Genomic DNA, 17,992 nt, shown 5'->3' with positions numbered 1-17,992 from the left:
TTATACGGACTTCGCGAGGTAATGCCTATCATGACCCGCTTACCGGGGCTATAATCGCTGCATCTTTACATTAACAGGTACGCATACATGATCCGTAGTATGACCGCTTATGCCCGACGCGAAATTAAGGGTGACTGGGGCAGCGCCGCGTGGGAACTTCGCTCGGTAAACCAACGTTATCTCGAAACTTACATCCGTCTGCCAGAGCAATTTCGCAGCCTGGAGCCGGTTATTCGCGAGCGCATTCGTGCCCGGCTGACCCGCGGTAAAGTCGAATGTAATCTGCGTTTTGATCTCGATCCGGGCGCGCAAAGCACTCTGCAACTGAATGAAAAACTGGCGAAACAGCTGGTTGAAGCGGCGCAATGGGTAAAAATGCAAAGCGACGAAGGCGAGATTAATCCGCTGGAAGTTCTGCGCTGGCCGGGTGTCATGCTGGCCGAAGAGCAGGATCTGGATGCAATCAGCACTGAACTGCTGCTCGCGCTGGAAACAGCTCTCGATGATTTCATCGCTGCCCGCGAAAGCGAAGGCGCCGCACTGAAAACAATGATCGAACAACGCCTTGATGGCGTTAGCGCAGAAGTCATCAAAGTCCGTGCCCAGATGCCCAATATCCTGCAATGGCAGCGCGAGCGTCTGGTCAGCAAGCTGGAAGACGCGCAGGTACAGCTGGAAAATACCCGTCTGGAGCAGGAACTGGTTCTGATGGCGCAGCGTGTTGATGTTGCAGAAGAGCTGGACCGTCTGGAAGCGCACGTTAAAGAAACGCATAAAATCATGAAGAAAGATGAGGCGGTCGGCCGTCGTCTTGATTTCATGATGCAGGAATTTAACCGCGAGTCGAACACGCTGGCATCCAAATCGATCAATGCCGATGTCACAACATCCGCCATCGAGCTGAAAGTCCTTATCGAACAAATGCGCGAACAGATCCAGAACATTGAGTAAATCATCTGATCTGATGCAATAAAAAACGCCTCCCGTCAGCCTGACCGGAGGCGTTTTTTTATGCTTTAGCTCTGAAATTCAGAAAGAAATTAATCTTCCCAACGTTTCAGCAGTACACAAGCATTCACACCGCCAAAACCAAAGCCGTTGGACAGCGCGTAAGTAATGCCGTGCTTCTGTGCCGTATTGCCGACGATGTTCAGGCCTGCAGCCGCTTCATCTTTGTTTTCCAGATTCAGCGTTGGCGGAACAATCTGGTCGCGAACGGCCAGAATAGTGAAGATGGTTTCCAGACCACCCGCCGCGCCCAGCAAATGCCCGGTAGCAGATTTGGTGGACGTCACCGCCAGCTTACCGTCGGTGCCGAACAGGGTTTTAATCGCATTGATTTCACCCAGGTCGCCCACCGGCGTAGAGGTCGCATGCGCATTCAAATGCTGCACGTCTGAAGGCTGAATCCCCGCCTGACGCAAAGCAATTTTCATCGCACGACCGGCACCGTTGCCGTCTTCCGCACCGGAAGTCATGTGATAAGCGTCGCCGCTGGTACCGTAACCGACGATCTCAGCGAGAATTTTTGCACCACGCGCTTTCGCATGTTCCAGTTCTTCGATAACCAGCATGCCTGCACCTTCGCCCATCACAAAGCCGTCGCGGGCGCTGTCAAATGGACGGGATGCTTTTTCCGGATGATCTTCGTGGCCGGTAGACATCGCTTTTGCCGCCGCGAAACCACCCAGGCTCACGGTATCGATAGCCGCTTCAGCGCCACCACACAGTGCAACATCCGCTTCATCATTGCGAATCAAACGAACCGCATCACCGATTGCCTGAACACCCGCCGCACATGCGGTAACCGGCGCACCGATTGGACCTTTGAACTGATGTTTAATGGAAACCTGGCCAGATGCCAGATTCACCAGGAATGAAGGAATGGTGAACGGGGATAAACGCTTAGCACCGCGGCTGTCGTTGGTGCGCACAGCATGTGCAATCGCCGGGAAACCACCGATACCAGAACCGATGACGGTTGCAGTACGTTCCTGCTGTTCAGCGGTTTCTGCTTTCCAGCCTGAATTCGCAATCGCCATATCGGCAGCTGCCATGGCGAAAAGAATGAAACGGTCCATTTTCTTCTGGTCTTTCGGCACAACAAACAGGTCAGGATCGAAACCTGATTCAGGATCCTGTTCTTTAGTTTGTACCTGACCGCCAATTTTCACGGACAGTGTTTCAACAATTTCTTCCGGCAAAACGCGGATACCAGACTGACCGGCCAGCAGGCGCTTCCAGATAGTTTCGATATCACAGCCCAGAGGACTCACAGCCCCCATGCCGGTAATAACCACTCGACGATGAGTCATAAAACTTTCCTCTCTGTCTGTTGAAGACATAAGTTTCTGCTGAAACTTCCACCAGCGGGCAGAAACGATTTAATTAAAGGCTGACAGTATGTGACGAATTACGATTTTGTAAACCCGTAACTCGAAATTTTTGTCGTGACTATTTTGCCAGACTGCGAAGAACCAGACCGGTAATGGCCTGAACGCGTTCTTCCAGTTGCTCCGGCGTTTTTTGTTCCAGTAACAGCGGGTGAGAGAACGGAGTCGTTACGCTGGTGATGGCCATACAGACTTCATCCAACGGCGTTTTACGTTCAAATTCGCCAGACTCACGCCCGTCACTGACTATTTTTTCAACGATGGCATACATCATAGCCCGGTGATTTCGCGTGGATTTCCACTGCTGCGCAGAGGCTGTCGCAGCCAAGTCGTGTAACTTTCGATCCTGAAAGAAGAGATCCAGACTACGTGTTAACAACGTTTTAAAAATTGAACGCAGGCGCAGAGTTGCACTTTGGTCACTCTGGGCAATCAGCAGCAAAGCCTGATCAATCTGACCGACACGCTGGGAACAGATGGCTTCACCAATCGCCTGTTTTGACTCAAAAAATTTATAAATATAAGCACTTGAAACACCGATCGATTTCGCCAGATCCGCCACAGACGTTTTGGCATAACCATACAGACGAAAGTGCTCAAATGCCGCATCAATAATTTGTTCGCGCCGTTCGTGTTCAGCTGGTCCACGCTGAGTTAACGCAACCGGAATTTCGGGCTTCATACACTCCTCCGGACAGATAAAATCATTGGGTCTTGCGTCTTTTAGTGACGATTTTAAATAATCGTAACTTAAAAATAGACACTTTTCACCTTTATGGGAGAGACACTTCAGGTAGAAAATGAAAGAAGGATGAACAAACTGGCATGCGATAACTGTTTTTCTAATCTAAAATAAGCCAGAATCCTTCCCGAGCCTTTTGTTTAGCCTGACTGATGCGTAACTAACATTAGTTTTAATAATCTGAAATAAGATGCAAAAGAAAAATTCAATCGAGAGTTTATGAAAAGCTCATTACTCTACGCGGCTCCTGCTTTCTCACTTACTGATTTGTCCGGCGAACATTTATGTTACTCACAGTTCTTTATATTATTGGGATCACCGCAGAAGCCATGACGGGAGCTCTGGCGGCCGGGCGTCGTAAAATGGACTCCTTTGGCGTCATTATTATCGCAGCGGCGACTGCTATTGGTGGCGGCTCTGTTCGTGACATGTTGCTCGGACACTATCCTTTAGGTTGGGTTAAGCATCCGGAATACATCGTCATTGTTGCCGTTGCTGCCATTATGACGACCTGGCTGGCCCCACTGATGCAACATCTTCGCCGGCTATTTCTTGTGCTTGATGCCGTAGGCCTGGTGGTGTTTTCAATCATCGGGACGCAGGTTGCGCTTGATATGGGTCACGGCGCAATTATTGCTTCAGTCTGTGCAGTGATTACTGGCGTTTTCGGCGGCGTACTGAGGGATATGATGTGTAATCAGATCCCTCTGGTTTTCCAGAAAGAAATCTACGCAGGGATCTCTTTCGCCTCCGCCTGGGTTTATATCGGCCTGCAATACCTCGCGTTGCCGCACAATCTGGTGGTGATCATCACCCTGCTTGTCGGTTTTATCGCACGTCTTATCGCGCTGCGCTTTCGTCTCGGCCTGCCGGTTTTCAACTACCCGCACTCAGACCATTAAGTTACCGGCTGGCGTTGTACACTACTGAAAAGCAGGCAGTTCAGCCTGCTTTAGCCGCTCGGCCAGCGCCATAACCTGCGGGTGATGAATAAAGCCGTAAACCTGACGGGCCCGTTTTTGCCCAACCCCGGCCTTTGTTTCCCAATCACCGGAACTCAGTTGTTCCAGCTGACGCCAGTTTTGCCTTTGCTCCGCAAACTTCAGGGCAAAGGTAGGAAAACCCAATGCTGACAGCCAGTGTCTGAAACCTTTATCCCGTGCCAACTGGATTTGCGCCGCCAGCTTCTGCGCCTGCTTAACACTAATCCCCGGCACAGCCGCCATGTCCTTCTCATTCAGATTTAACCACGCCACCAGTGAATCAGCCGAAATCCTCTCGAACAACTTTTGCCACGTCGCACCACCAAACCCGGCCATATCTAGTCCTTCAGGACCGCTTAGCCAGACAAGGCGCGAGAGAAACTGCTGCGCGCAACCGGGCTCCGGCGTGAAGCAAGAAAGCGCATCATATTGTTGTGGATCAGGAAGGTTTATTTCGGGGCGTTCGCTCACGCGCCACGTGACATCATCAAGCCGCGGGATCCCCTGACCGGCCAGACTGATAGCCACCTGATCACCGGGCAACACATCCCATGATTTAAAGCGGGCAACCGAGCCTACACTGACTTTACTCACCGATTTATCGTCCAGTTTCAGCGTCTTCAGGTTCAGAATTACGGTGACTTTTCCACTTCGCCCCGTGGTTGTTGTAATACCGGAGACTTCTGTGAGTTGTCTTGCGGGCGGGTATTTCCACGCAACTGCCCATGTAGCGGGTTTATTCATCCAGTATTTTCCGGATGGCTCTTCTTGCTGGCGGATCACCACGCCGTCGGTCGCAAAAGGCAGCGGCTGGAGAAACCAGGTATCCCGCCATTTCGATACATCTTCCACAGAGTTAACTGCAAGTGTGAATTGAGAAACTTCAGGGAAACCTAAAGCACTAAGTTTTTGGAGGTGTTCCTGCATATCGGCAGGCCCGTCAGGCCAAGACCAGATGAAGATGCCAAACTCACTGAGCTGATCGGATATCGAATTTCGCATCATGGCGCCCGCCACTTTCGATCTCGCATTCATGCCACCTTCAACACTTTGTTGATGACCGGTCATCTTCAAATACAGCTCGCCCTGCAATACCAGTTCCGGGCTTTTGTCGGCAATATTGAGCGGAATTGACGGAATGGAAGCCGCTTTAACCGTCCAGTTCTGGCCTTTAGCACCATCGCCCCGGCTTAGCAGGGCCGCCAGTTTGCCATGCCGGTAAATCAGCGAAACGGCCACACCGTCGACTTTAGGCTGCACCCAGAGATTTTTACGGCCACGCATCCAGTCTGATACGCCCTGTTTATCGCGTAATTTATTGAGCCCGGTATGTGCTACGGCGTGAGCAATGGTGGCATCATCGCCACCCGGCACCGTAAGCTCAGGCAATGGCAATCCGGCGCACTGCAACCACTTACTCTGTTTCTGTCGCAGGTTATCGTAAACAGAATCTTCGATCGGGCTGCTTCCTGATTCATGGTACGCCTTGTCCCACTGAGCCAGTTGCTCCGAAAGCTTATGTGTTTCCCGGTTCAGCTGAGCCGCTGACCATGCAGGACAATCTTGCGGGAATATCTCACCGGCAACCGTTGGGAAAATAAAACAGAACACACTGATAAAAAGAGTGAAACGGCGCATAAGCACCTCCTTGTGGGTGCCAGTAAACGCTGTCGATATTTTATCTGCCAGTGCCAATGTTCGTTCTTGCGAGATGCTTTCCTGGTTATTTCATTCGTTGCTGTAATACAAAGAAATTTTGGAATACAGCGCGTAATTCCACAAAGTGGGGCTGTTTTCCCGGGCTTAGTTACGATGAAATACGTCGGAACGCTGCACCGAATGCGGCGAGCGTGTATACTGTGCGAGAGATCACTCTTCGCATACTTCCTATCAACCCAATCAGTTGAAATGTCATCATGGTTCAAGGCACGCTATATATTGTCTCCGCCCCGAGTGGAGCAGGTAAATCAAGTCTGATTCAGGCTTTACTGAAAACACAACCGCTCTACGACACACAGGTTTCTATTTCCCATACCACCCGTACAGAACGTCCGGGCGAGAAACATGGCGAGCACTACTTCTTTGTTTCTAAAGAAGAGTTTCGCGAGATGATTGAACGTGATGCCTTTTTAGAACACGCAGAAGTTTTCGGGAATTATTACGGGACTTCACGTGAAACCATTGAGCAGGTTTTGGCGTCTGGCGTTGACGTTTTCCTGGATATCGACTGGCAAGGTGCTCAGCAGATCAGGAAAAGAATGCCGCAAGCACGCAGTATTTTCGTATTGCCGCCATCAAAAGATGAGCTTGATCGCCGCCTGCGTGGCCGTGGTCAGGATAGCGAAGAAGTTATCGCAAAACGTATGGCGCAGGCCGTTGCAGAAATGACGCACTTTGCCGAATACGACTATTTAATTGTGAACGATGATTTTGATCTGGCGTTATCGGATTTAAAAACCATTATTCGCGCCGAACGTCTGCGTCTGAGCCGTCAGCGGCTCCGTCATGACGGATTAATCACCAAACTATTGGCAGACTGAAGTCACTTTCAGTATTATGCCCAGTCTTTCGTCACCCTGTGGAGTAGCACATATATGGCACGCGTAACTGTTCAAGACGCTGTTGAGAAAATTGGTAACCGTTTTGACCTGGTGTTGGTGGCTGCTCGTCGCGCACGCCAGCTGCAATCTGGTGGTAAAGATCCACTGGTCGCTGAGGAAAACGATAAATTCACCGTTATTGCCCTGCGCGAAATCGAAGAAGGCCTGATCACCAATCAGATCCTCGACGTTCGTGACCGTCAGGAGCAACAAGAGCAGGAAGCCGCAGAGATTCAGGCAGTGACTGCCATCGCTGAAGGCCGTCGTTAATTAACGAAACGGATCTCACTTGTATATCTTTGAAAGCCTGAATCAACTGATTCAAAAATACCTGCCGGAGGAGCAAATTAAGCGCCTCGTGCAGGCTTACCTCGTGGCGCGGGATGCGCACGAGGGGCAGACACGCTCCAGCGGTGAGCCTTATATTACTCACCCGGTAGCCGTGGCCTGTATTTTGGCTGAAATGAGGCTCGATCATGAGACTCTGATGGCGGCGTTATTACACGACGTTATCGAAGACACGCCTGCAACTTACCAGGATATGGAACAACTGTTTGGCAAAAGCGTTGCTGAGCTGGTTGAAGGCGTTTCAAAGTTAGACAAGCTGAAATTCCGCGATAAGAAAGAAGCGCAGGCGGAAAACTTCCGCAAAATGGTCATGGCGATGGTGCAAGACATCCGCGTCATCTTGATCAAGCTCGCTGACCGTACCCATAACATGCGCACGCTGGGCTCTTTGCGCCCGGATAAACGTCGCCGCATTGCCCGCGAAACGCTGGAAATTTACAGCCCGCTGGCACACCGTTTGGGTATTCACCATCTGAAAACCGAGCTTGAAGAGCTGGGCTTCGAAGCACTCTATCCAAATCGTTATCGCGTTATCAAAGAAGTGGTTAAAGCTGCGCGTGGTAACCGTAAAGAGATGATCCAAAAAATCCTCTCTGAGATAGAAGGCCGTTTAACCGAAGCCGGTATTCAGTGCCGTGTAAGTGGTCGCGAAAAACACCTGTATTCGATCTATTGCAAAATGCACCTTAAGGAACAGCGTTTCCATTCCATTATGGATATTTACGCCTTCCGGGTGATCGTTAAAGACCTTGATACCTGTTATCGCGTATTAGGCCAGGCTCACAGCCTGTACAAACCGCGTCCGGGTCGGGTTAAAGATTACATCGCCATCCCCAAAGCCAACGGCTATCAATCCCTGCATACCTCTTTAATCGGCCCGCACGGTGTTCCGGTTGAGGTACAAATCCGTACCGAAGATATGGATCAGATGGCAGAGATGGGGGTTGCGGCACACTGGGCTTATAAAGAGAACAGTGAAACCAGCACGACGGCGCAGATTCGTGCGCAACGCTGGTTGCAAAGTCTGCTAGAACTGCAACAGAGCGCGGGTAACTCATTTGAATTTATCGAGAGCGTTAAATCGGATCTGTTCCCCGACGAGATTTACGTCTTCACGCCGGAAGGCCGTATTGTCGAATTGCCTGCGGGCGCGACACCGGTCGACTTTGCTTATGCCGTGCATACCGATATCGGCCATGCCTGTGTGGGTGCACGTGTCGATCGCCAGCCTTATCCGCTCTCGCAGCCGCTGACCAGCGGTCAGACAATCGAAATCATTACCGCGCCGGGCGCCCGTCCGAATGCAGCATGGCTCAACTTTGTCGTCAGCTCACGCGCTCGCGCCAAAATTCGTCAGATGCTCAAGAACCTGAAACGTGATGATTCCGTTTCGCTCGGCCGACGTCTGCTGAACCATGCGCTGGGTGCCGGTAAGAAATTGTCAGACATTCCGCCAGAGAATATCAAAAACGAACTCGACCGCATGAAGCTCGCAGCGATGGACGATTTGCTGGCTGAAATTGGTCTCGGCAACGCCATGAGCGTCGTCGTGGCTAAAAATCTGATGGGTGATCAGTCTTCAATGGCAACATCGGGCACACGTAATCTGCCAATCAAAGGCGCAGACGGCGTACTGATTACCTTCGCGAAATGCTGCCGCCCTATTCCGGGCGACCCGATTATTGCTCACGTGAGTCCGGGTAAAGGACTGGTTATTCATCACGAGTCCTGTCGTAACATTCGCGGTTATCAGAAAGAACCTGAGAAATTCATGGCCGTTGACTGGGACGATCACCAGGAAACCGATCAGGAATTTATTGCGGAAATCAAAGTCGACATGTTCAACCATCAGGGCGCTCTGGCAAATCTGACCGCTGCGATTAACGCCGCGCAGTCAAATATCCAGAGCCTGAGCACTGAAGAAAAAGACGGCCGCGTATACAGTGCCTTTATCCGCCTGACGACCCGCGACCGCGTTCATCTGGCGAATATCATGCGTAAAATTCGTATCATGCCGGACGTCATCAAAGTTACCCGCAACCGAAACTGATTGTTATGACCCCAGAACGTTATGCGCGTATCCGTGAAATGCTTGCGGCCCGACAGCCAGACCTGACGGTCTGCATGGAACAGGTGCATAAACCGCATAACGTTTCTGCTGTCATCCGGACCGCCGACGCCGTCGGCGTTCACCAAATCCACGCGGTCTGGCCAACGACCCGAATGAAGACGTTAGTGTCTTCCGCTGCAGGCAGCAACAGCTGGGTTCAGGTCAAAACACACAAAACAATTCAGGATGCCGTCGCACAAATGAAGGCGCAAGGTATGCAAATTCTTGCGACCAACCTGTCTGAAAAAGCCGTCGATTTCCGCGCGATTGATTACACCCGCCCGACCTGCATTTTGCTGGGGCAGGAAAAAACCGGTATTACTCCCGAAGCGCTGGCTCTTGCAGACAGCGATATTATTATACCGATGATCGGGATGGTACAGTCGCTGAATGTGTCTGTGGCCTCCGCTTTAATCCTGTACGAAGCTCAGCGTCAGCGTGAAAATGCCGGAATGTATACTCGCGATAAAAGCGTTTTAAGTGAGAAAGAACAGCAACGTCTGCTCTTTGAAGGTGGCTATCCGGTCTTATCTCATGTGGCACAACGTAAGAAATTACCGCGCCCGTTCATTGATGAGAAGGGTCAAATTATTGCTGATGATGAATGGTGGTCAGCGATGCAAATGACGGTGAAAAAAAGATGAAAGGCCGCCTGCTCGACGCCATCCCGCTGACGTCGCTTTCCGGCGTCGGAGCCAGTCAGGCAGACAAACTCGCTAAACTCGGTCTTGAAACTATTCAGGATTTATTGCTACATCTCCCTTTACGTTATGAAGACCGTACCCGCCTCTACACCATCAATGATTTACAGCCCGGCATTTTCGCGACTATAGAAGGCGAAGTGCTGCGCAGTGATATCAGTTTTGGCCGCCGCAGAATGCTGACCTGTCAGATAAGTGACGGCACCGGCATGGTGACATTACGCTTCTTCAATTTTAACGCCGCGATGAAAAACAGTCTGGCTGCAGGCCGTCGTGTCACCGCGTATGGTGAAATTAAACGCGGCACAATTGGCGCCGAAATTATTCATCCGGAATATCGTATTCAGGGTGAAAACAGCGAAGTGGTTTTGCAGGAATCGCTGACGCCAGTTTATCCGACAACGGAAGGCATCCGTCAGGCCACACTGCGTAAACTGACCGATCAGGCGCTGGAATTACTCGATACCGTGCCCATCGCTGAAATGTTGCCGGAAGAACTGAGCCGCTCGTTAATTCCGCTTCCACAGGCGCTGCATTTACTGCACCGGCCGCCACCAGATATTCAGCTGGCCGATCTGGAGAAAGGACATCACCCGGCACAACGACGTCTGATTATGGAAGAGTTGCTGGCGCACAATCTCAGCATGCTGGCCGTTCGCGCCGGCACGCAAAGCTATAAAGCCATGCCGCTGCATCATGACGATCGCCTGAAAAATCAGTTTCTTGCCTTGTTGCCGTTCAGCCCGACCGGCGCACAACAGCGCGTGGTGGCTGAAATCGAACAGGATTTGGCAAAAAACTATCCGATGATGCGTCTGGTTCAGGGCGACGTCGGTTCAGGTAAAACGCTGGTAGCGGCACTTGCCGCGCTTTGTGCGATTGCGCAGGGTCAGCAGGTCGGGCTGATGGCGCCCACAGAATTACTCGCCGAGCAGCATGCTAATAATTTCCGTCAGTGGTTCGAACCGCTGGGTATTCAGGTCGGATGGCTGGCCGGAAAACAAAAAGGCAAAGCCAGACTGGCGCAGCAGGATGCGATTGCCAGTGGTCAGGTTTCGATGGTCGTCGGGACTCACGCGATCTTTCAGGAACAGGTTCTGTTCTCCTCATTATCGCTGGTGATCATTGATGAACAACACCGCTTTGGCGTTCATCAGCGGCTGGCACTATGGGAGAAAGGTCTGCAACAGGGATTCCATCCGCATCAGCTGATCATGACCGCAACGCCAATCCCGAGAACGCTGGCGATGACCGCTTACGCCGATTTGGATACGTCAGTAATCGATGAACTTCCGCCTGGCAGAACGCCGGTAACGACGGTTGCGATCCCTGATACTCGCCGCAGCGATATCATCAGCCGCGTTAAAAGCGCCTGTGAGCAGGAAAACCGCCAGGCTTACTGGGTTTGTACGCTGATTGAAGAATCCGAAATGCTGGAAGCTCAGGCAGCGGAAGCCACATGGGAAGGGCTGAAAGAAGCCCTGCCTGCGCTGAATATCGGGCTGGTTCATGGCCGGATGAAAGCGCAGGAAAAACAAGCCGTTATGCAGGCGTTCAAAAAGGGCGAGGTGCAGCTTCTGGTGGCGACAACCGTCATCGAAGTGGGCGTCGACGTGCCCAACGCCAGCCTGATGATCATCGAAAACCCGGAACGCCTCGGGCTGGCGCAGTTACACCAGCTGCGTGGCCGCGTCGGGCGTGGTGCTGTCGCATCCCACTGCGTGTTGTTATACAAAACACCGCTCAGCAAAACAGCGCAGAAGCGCTTGCAGGTTTTACGCGACAGCAACGATGGTTTTGTCATTGCTCAGCAGGATTTAGAAATCCGCGGGCCGGGTGAATTACTGGGCACACGCCAGACAGGTAGCGCTGAATTTAAAGTGGCTGACTTGCTGCGCGATCAGGCTATGATCCCCGACGTACAGCGCATTGCACGGTATCTCCAGCAGCAGTTCCCTGATCATGCCAAAGCGCTGATTGAGCGCTGGCTGCCGGAAAGAGTGCGTTATACCAACGCATAATTCTTATGCTTTTCGACTTTTCTTTTTCTTTCTGAAACGCCAAAACATTATTGAAAATGATGTTTTGGCTTCAATGTATTAACCCAACTTTTGCTCATTTCTGCCTCAAAACCATCAAGCCTTCTGGTTATTTGATGACCTTCACAGACTGGGGTAAAGTCGGTAACCGGTTTCACACCCCGCCACTACACTGATGATAATTAAGGTAAGCCTGTCAGATCCCCTCACCATAAGGCCAAAATCATCATGAGTATCAGCCAGTCCCTCTTTGATTTTATAGAACAGAAAATCAGCCCGTTTGCGGCCCGGTTATCTTCCCAGCGCCATGTCATGGCGGTGCGTGACGGGTTTATTTCAGCAATGCCGTTTATGATTGTTGGGTCCTTTTTGCTGGTTTTCGTTCACCCGCCTTTCTCTCCTGAATCCTCATGGGGATTTGCCCGAAGCTGGCTGGAACTGTCGGCAAAATATGAAGTACAGATTCTGACGCCGTTTAATATGACGATGGGGATTATGTCGATCTACATCGCTGCGGCCATTGCCTATAATCTGGCGCGAAGCTACAAGCTTGACCCGTTTATGACCGCGATGCTGTCGCTGATGTCTTTTCTGCTGGTGGCTGCGCCTCAGATTGATGAGAAAATGTCTACAGCCGCACTGGGCGGCGTAGGGATTTTCACCGCAATTCTGGTGGCGATTTATGTGACCGAACTGACACGCTTGCTGAAAAAATACAATATTGGCATACGGCTACCCGAGCAGGTTCCTTCCAACATCAAGCATTCGTTTGATTTGCTGATCCCGATTATTGCGGTGGTGGTGACTCTTTTCCCGCTGAGTTTGCTGGTGCAGTCGGGCTTCGACATGCTGTTACCGCAGGCAATTATGGCGCTGTTCGAGCCGTTGATTTCCGCCGCTGACTCCCTGCCCGCCGTACTTCTGGCGGTACTGATTTGCCATCTGCTGTGGTTCGCCGGTATTCATGGTTCGGCTATCGTGTCAGGAATGTTGCAGGCTTTCTGGCTAACCAATCTGGGGTTGAACCAAACGGATCTCGCCGCAGGTTTGCCGATGACGCACATCATGACCGAAGCGTTCTGGAACTTCCTGATCGTCATCGGCGGCTCCGGCGCGACAATGGGACTGGTGCTGCTGTTTTGCCGCAGTAAGTCCGCGCATCTGCGTACAATGGGGAAACTCAGCCTGGTTCCCAGCTGCTTTAACATCAATGAGCCGGTGATTTTCGGCACGCCGATTGTCATGAATCCGGTATTTTTCATTCCCTTCCTGCTGGCACCGATGGTGAATGCCGTTATTGCCTACACCGCTGTCTCAACCGATCTTCTGCCACATATGATTTCGCTGGTTCCATGGACGTCCCCTGCGCCGATTGGTGCTGCCTGGGCAATGGGTTGGGACTTTAAAGTGTCGCTTCTGGTCATCATGCTGATGGCGCTTTCGATGGTGGTTTACTATCCGTTCTTCAAGGTTTATGAGAAGCAGTTGCTGACGCAGGAAAAAGCAGCGGAAGCTGAAGCCGTGTTTACGGAAAAAGCAGATGTCACTCAGTAAGCGATAAGTGAAGAAACAGAAAGCCTGAAACAGGCGCCGTGGCTTTTATCCCGGCGCCTGTTTTTCTTCAGTCTCCCACCGGAATTACCCGATTTCCCGTACAAAACAGAACAAGACCTTCTCAGAAAAAACCTCAGCCGGGCAAACAGTTCACAAAAGATTTTTTAACGAAGATTTCACAGTTTAAATTGTCGTTAGCAAACGTTTGCTTTTGTCGCGTATTTCAATAAAAATGCCCGCTTTGCCGCTTATTGGAATGCCATAACATGAGTTCGCAAACCACAGAACAAGACTCTCAGCAACCAGACCTTTCCCCCCAGCCAAAAAGTGAACTGATTTACCGGCTCGAAGACCGTCCGCCAATACCTCAGACTCTCTTTGCCGCCTGTCAGCATTTACTGGCGATGTTTGTCGCGGTGATCACCCCCGCATTACTGATTTGTCAGGCGCTGGGATTACCTGCGCAGGACACTCAGCACATTATCAGCATGTCGCTGTTTGCTTCGGGCCTGGCTTCCATTCTGCAAATTAAAACCTGGGGTCCCGTCGGTTCCGGCCTGCTTTCAATTCAGGGCACCAGCTTTAACTTTGTCTCGCCGCTGATTATGGGAGGTCTGGCGCTGAAAAACGGCGGCGCTGATGTTCCGACAATGATGGCCGCGCTCTTCGGCACATTGATGCTGGCTTCTTGTACCGAAATCGTTTTGTCGCGATTCCTGCACCTTGCCCGCCGCGTCATCACCCCGCTGGTTTCCGGCATCGTCGTCATGATTATCGGTCTTTCGCTGATTCAGGTCGGGCTGACGTCAATTGGTGGCGGCTATGCGGCGATGAGTAATCATACTTTTGGCGCACCTAAAAACCTGATTCTGGCCGCCGTCGTTCTGGTGGTTATCATTCTGCTCAACCGCCAGCGTAATCCGTATATGCGTGTCGCTTCTCTGGTTATCGCCATGGCGGTAGGGTATCTGGCGGCCTGGATGATGGGCATGTTGCCTGACGTGGCACCAGCCGCGCAGAGCAACTGGATTACGTTACCGACGCCGTTGTATTACGGCCTTGGCTTCGACTGGAATCTGCTCATCCCGCTGATGCTTATCTTTATGGTGACGTCGCTGGAAACCATCGGTGATATCACTGCGACATCTGACGTTTCCGAGCAGCCGGTCAGTGGCCCTCTGTACATGAAGCGCATCAAAGGCGGCGTGCTGGCTAACGGCCTGAACTCAATGCTGTCAGCCGTATTCAATACCTTCCCTAACTCCTGTTTCGGCCAGAACAACGGCGTGATTCAGCTGACCGGCGTAGCCAGCCGTTATGTTGGCTTTGTGGTTGCGCTGATGCTGATCGTACTGGGGCTTTTCCCTGCAGTTGCCGGGTTTGTGCAGCACATTCCTGAGCCTGTTTTAGGCGGCGCAACCATCGTGATGTTCGGTACGATTGCCGCTTCGGGCGTGCGTATTGTTTCCCGCGAGCGCCTGAACCGCCGCGCGATTATGATCATGGCGCTTTCACTGGCCGTCGGCATGGGCGTTTCCCAGCAGCCGCTGATCCTGCAATTCGCGCCAGACTGGATTAAAACGCTGCTGTCTTCCGGCATCGCGGCGGGCGGGATTACTGCGATAGTTCTGAATCTGGTTTTCCCTCACGAAAAGTAATCACGGGATGTAATCCACGTGCAACAGCGGCAGCGGGTCTGGAACCCCTGCCGCTTTTTATTGTCTCCCTTCTGCTAACCTGTTGAGAAAAGTCGCTGTTTGCGGCATAAACAAAGAATCTTTTTTCCTTTTTCCCGTTACAGGGCTCCAGACGATGAGATTTATCGGTAAAATTTTGCTGACGTTCGCCTTACTTCTGGTGCTGGCGATCGTACTGGTGTACGTCCTATTACAAACCCGCTGGGCTGCCGGCTGGGTCAGCCGCTGGATAAGCGACAACAGCGAGTACCGGCTCTCGGTAGAAAAGCTGGATCATAACTGGTCAATGCCTGGCCGCATCACGCTGACGAATGTCATCTTCGGGCAAAAAAATCAGCCTGAAATTCTGAACGCCGGAGAAGTGGATCTCGATTTGAGCTGGCGTCAGATTACTGACCCTTACTTTTTCGATCACGTTGTTCTGGCCAATGGCCGCCTGAACGTGAGCCCTTCCGCCATCAAGCTGCCCTTACAGGCCAATACGCTGCAACTGAGCAAGATGGCACTGACCGGCAATACCGCAGGCCTCGATATTCAGGGGCAGCAAATTAATGCCGGTATTTCGCCGTGGCAACCGAAACCGAATCAGCTTTTGGGTGATAAAGCCGATTTCCAGCTGAGCGCATTGAGCCTGACCGTAAACGGGCTTCCGGCTGAAAACGTGCTGATTCAGGGCAATATCAACAACAAGAATCTGACACTGAGTAATTTTGGTGGCGATCTGGCGCGCGGTCAGCTGACCGGTAAGGCGACGCAGGACGCCGACGGCAGCTGGAATATCGAGAATCTGCGCCTGAGCAATGTCCGCCTGCAAACGTCAAAATCGCTTTCTGCATTCTTTGATGATTTCCAGACATTGCCGAAAGTGACGATTCAGCGCCTGGATTTGATCGACGCCCGGCTGCAAGGCACTGACTGGGCTTTCAGTGATGTAGACCTTTCCGTGCAAGACCTGACGCTGGAGAAAGGCGACTGGCAAAGCGATGACGGCGAAATCACGCTGAACGCGACGGACATGATTGACGGTAATCTGCATATTCAGGATCCAATCATCAGCCTCGACCTTTCCCCGCAGGGAATTTCCATCAAACAGGCCACCGCACGCTGGGAGCGTAGCTTGCTGAGAACGACCGGTAACTGGCTGCGTGCGAACAAACGTCTGCAGCTGGATGAGCTTTCCGTTGCCGGGCTGGAATACACGCTGCCTCAGAACTGGAAACAACTCTGGCTTCAGGCGTTGCCGGCTCCGCTGGCCGAAATTTCTGTCAGCCGGTTCATCGCTAACCGTAACCTGATTATCGATATCAACCCGCAATTCCCGTTCCAAATCACAGCGCTTGATGGTTTGGGCAGTAATTTGTTGCTGGCGCGCGACCATCAGTGGGGAGTCTGGGGCGGGAAGCTGAATCTCAACGCCAGTGAAGCGACGTTCAACCGTAATGATGTTCGCCGCCCTTCCATAACGCTGGATGCGAACGACAGTCAGGTGAATATTTCCGAGCTGAGCGCCTTCACCAAAGAAGGATTACTGGAAGCGACGGCAACGGTAGATCAGCAACCACAGCGCCATTTCTCCGTGAAAATGACAGGACGTGCGGTGCCGGCAAATGAGCTGGAAAACTGGGGATGGCCGCACCTGGCGCTGGACGGTAATGCCAATATGCAGCTCAATTTGCAAGGTCAAATGCCCGCCAATGTCGATTTCAAACCGACACTCAGAGGCACTTTGCAGGTTACCGGCAGCAACGGACAGACTTTGAATCAGCAAATGGTTAACGGGCTGGTTTCAGGCGCTGCGCCGGAATAATCAATTCCGCATCTGAACGTAAAAAGGCACCGTTTGCACGGTGCCTTTTTGTTTTTACGGAAAGCGAATCAGTTGATTTCAGGTTCCAGCGGCGCGCCGGGAGCGGCGGGAAGAACAAGATAAGTGCCTTCAAACACGGCGCCGTCAGTCTCGTCGCCGTATAAATTCACTTCAAGCTGCACGCGCGCTTTGCGTCCGCGGGCCAGCCGGTCAAGGTCGCCCCGGACAGAGCCCAAATCGGCGATGGCACGCGGTCTGCCGGTCACCGGCGTGCTGTAACGGATATGCGCATCGGCCAGCACGATAGTGCCGCCCAGATGGCGCTCACGCAGCAATAACCAGATGAGTCCCCAGCCGGTCAGTGTGGCCAGCGAGAATAAGCTACCCGCAAACAAGGTGTGATGAGGATTCTGATTGCCCGTTTCCGGCATCGTGGTTACGAATCTCTGGCCGGTGTACTGGCTGATACGCACACCCATTTTTTCACTCAACGGGATGTGATCATACCAGGCCTGCTGCAACTGACCGCACCAGTCTGGGCGGTGTAAAATATCGTCCAGCGTTTCAATGGGTTTAATCATCAGGAAATGGCGAACCGGTGTCGTTTGTGGCGTGGTGATTTCGCCCTGATTCACAAAACCCAGCTTGGCGAAGAATTCCACGGCATCTTCACGCGCGCTACACACCACACGCTTCACGCCTTCCTGCCGGGCGACAGACTCCAGCGTCATCGCCACCAGCGTCCCCAGTCCTTTGTCCTGTACATTCGGATCAACGGCCAGAAAACGGATTGAAGCCTCGTTATCGGCATTAATATATAAACGACCGACCGCAACCGGATCGCCGTTTTCATCCACAACCATCTGGTGATGCGCAATCGAATCGTAGGCATCACGTTCTGAACCTTCCGGTTGATGCAACGGCTTGCGCAGCATTTCCCAGCGGAATCGGTAATAGGCGGCCAGCTCTTTTTCGGTCGTCGGTACTCTCAGGTGATACATAGATGCTTTCTCTCCGG

At 52.1% G+C, this 17,992-nt stretch carries 14 protein-coding genes; 10 read left to right on the top strand and 4 right to left on the bottom strand.

From position 1 onward, the window contains the following. The first annotated feature begins 87 nt into the window (after window positions 1-87). On the top strand, window positions 88-951 hold the full coding sequence (locus GW579_RS22525) for a YicC/YloC family endoribonuclease (RefSeq protein WP_152324970.1): 864 nt from the start codon (window positions 88-90) through the stop codon (window positions 949-951). Window positions 952-1,040: 89 nt separating this feature from the next. Here GW579_RS22525 and fabF read toward each other — a convergent pair whose 3' ends face one another. Then, complete coding sequence (gene fabF / locus GW579_RS22520) at window positions 1,041-2,315, bottom strand: beta-ketoacyl-ACP synthase II (RefSeq protein WP_152324968.1); 1,275 nt, start codon at window positions 2,313-2,315, stop codon at window positions 1,041-1,043. A gap of 139 nt (window positions 2,316-2,454) precedes the next feature. Next, window positions 2,455-3,075, bottom strand: coding sequence for a TetR/AcrR family transcriptional regulator (locus GW579_RS22515; protein WP_152324966.1), 621 nt, complete (start codon window positions 3,073-3,075; stop codon window positions 2,455-2,457). A gap of 344 nt (window positions 3,076-3,419) precedes the next feature. Here GW579_RS22515 and GW579_RS22510 point away from each other — a divergent pair, with 344 nt between their 5' ends. Next, window positions 3,420-4,037 carry a trimeric intracellular cation channel family protein gene (locus GW579_RS22510; RefSeq protein WP_152324964.1) on the top strand — a complete coding sequence of 206 codons (618 nt, stop codon included), beginning with the start codon at window positions 3,420-3,422 and terminating at the stop codon, window positions 4,035-4,037. Window positions 4,038-4,058: 21 nt separating this feature from the next. Here GW579_RS22510 and ligB read toward each other — a convergent pair whose 3' ends face one another. Then, a complete protein-coding gene (ligB, locus tag GW579_RS22505) occupies window positions 4,059-5,756 on the bottom strand; it encodes an NAD-dependent DNA ligase LigB (RefSeq protein ID WP_165061995.1) in 1,698 nt (565 codons plus the stop codon). Between the two features lie 278 nt (window positions 5,757-6,034). On the opposite strand from ligB, the gene gmk reads away from it, so the two are divergent. The 8 genes from gmk to GW579_RS22465 all read left to right on the top strand — a co-directional run bounded on the left by gmk (window position 6,035) and on the right by GW579_RS22465 (window position 16,974). Continuing rightward, window positions 6,035-6,658, top strand: a complete 624-nt coding sequence (gmk, locus tag GW579_RS22500; RefSeq protein ID WP_104923929.1) for a guanylate kinase — start codon at window positions 6,035-6,037, stop codon at window positions 6,656-6,658. Window positions 6,659-6,712: 54 nt separating this feature from the next. After that, on the top strand, window positions 6,713-6,988 hold the full coding sequence (rpoZ, locus tag GW579_RS22495; protein ID WP_015699238.1) for a DNA-directed RNA polymerase subunit omega: 276 nt from the start codon (window positions 6,713-6,715) through the stop codon (window positions 6,986-6,988). Between the two features lie 19 nt (window positions 6,989-7,007). Continuing rightward, window positions 7,008-9,116 (top strand): bifunctional GTP diphosphokinase/guanosine-3',5'-bis pyrophosphate 3'-pyrophosphohydrolase, encoded by a 2,109-nt coding sequence (gene spoT, locus GW579_RS22490; RefSeq protein ID WP_120509389.1) that lies wholly within the window; start codon window positions 7,008-7,010, stop codon window positions 9,114-9,116. A 5-nt stretch (window positions 9,117-9,121) separates the two neighbouring features. Then, entirely contained in the window at window positions 9,122-9,820 is a 699-nt protein-coding gene (gene trmH / locus GW579_RS22485) for a tRNA (guanosine(18)-2'-O)-methyltransferase TrmH (protein WP_165061994.1), read from the top strand. Next, window positions 9,817-11,898, top strand: a complete 2,082-nt coding sequence (gene recG, locus GW579_RS22480) for an ATP-dependent DNA helicase RecG (protein WP_165061992.1) — start codon at window positions 9,817-9,819, stop codon at window positions 11,896-11,898. Before trmH ends, recG begins: the two co-directional genes overlap by 4 nt. A 246-nt stretch (window positions 11,899-12,144) precedes the next feature. After that, window positions 12,145-13,470 (top strand): PTS sugar transporter subunit IIC, encoded by a 1,326-nt coding sequence (locus tag GW579_RS22475; protein WP_165061990.1) that lies wholly within the window; start codon window positions 12,145-12,147, stop codon window positions 13,468-13,470. 266 nt (window positions 13,471-13,736) lie between these two features. Further along, entirely contained in the window at window positions 13,737-15,128 is a 1,392-nt protein-coding gene (locus tag GW579_RS22470) for a uracil-xanthine permease family protein (RefSeq protein WP_152324957.1), read from the top strand. Between the two features lie 154 nt (window positions 15,129-15,282). Beyond that, on the top strand, window positions 15,283-16,974 hold the full coding sequence (locus GW579_RS22465) for a translocation/assembly module TamB domain-containing protein (RefSeq protein WP_165061988.1): 1,692 nt from the start codon (window positions 15,283-15,285) through the stop codon (window positions 16,972-16,974). Window positions 16,975-17,042: 68 nt separating this feature from the next. On the opposite strand, the gene fabY is transcribed toward GW579_RS22465, so the two are convergent. After that, complete coding sequence (gene fabY / locus GW579_RS22460) at window positions 17,043-17,975, bottom strand: fatty acid biosynthesis protein FabY (RefSeq protein ID WP_152324954.1); 933 nt, start codon at window positions 17,973-17,975, stop codon at window positions 17,043-17,045. Window positions 17,976-17,992: the final 17 nt, after the last annotated feature.

The organism is Rahnella contaminans (assembly GCF_011065485.1).
Taxonomy (GTDB): domain Bacteria; phylum Pseudomonadota; class Gammaproteobacteria; order Enterobacterales; family Enterobacteriaceae; genus Rahnella; species Rahnella contaminans.
This window is presented reverse-complemented; position numbering and strand designations above follow the sequence as displayed.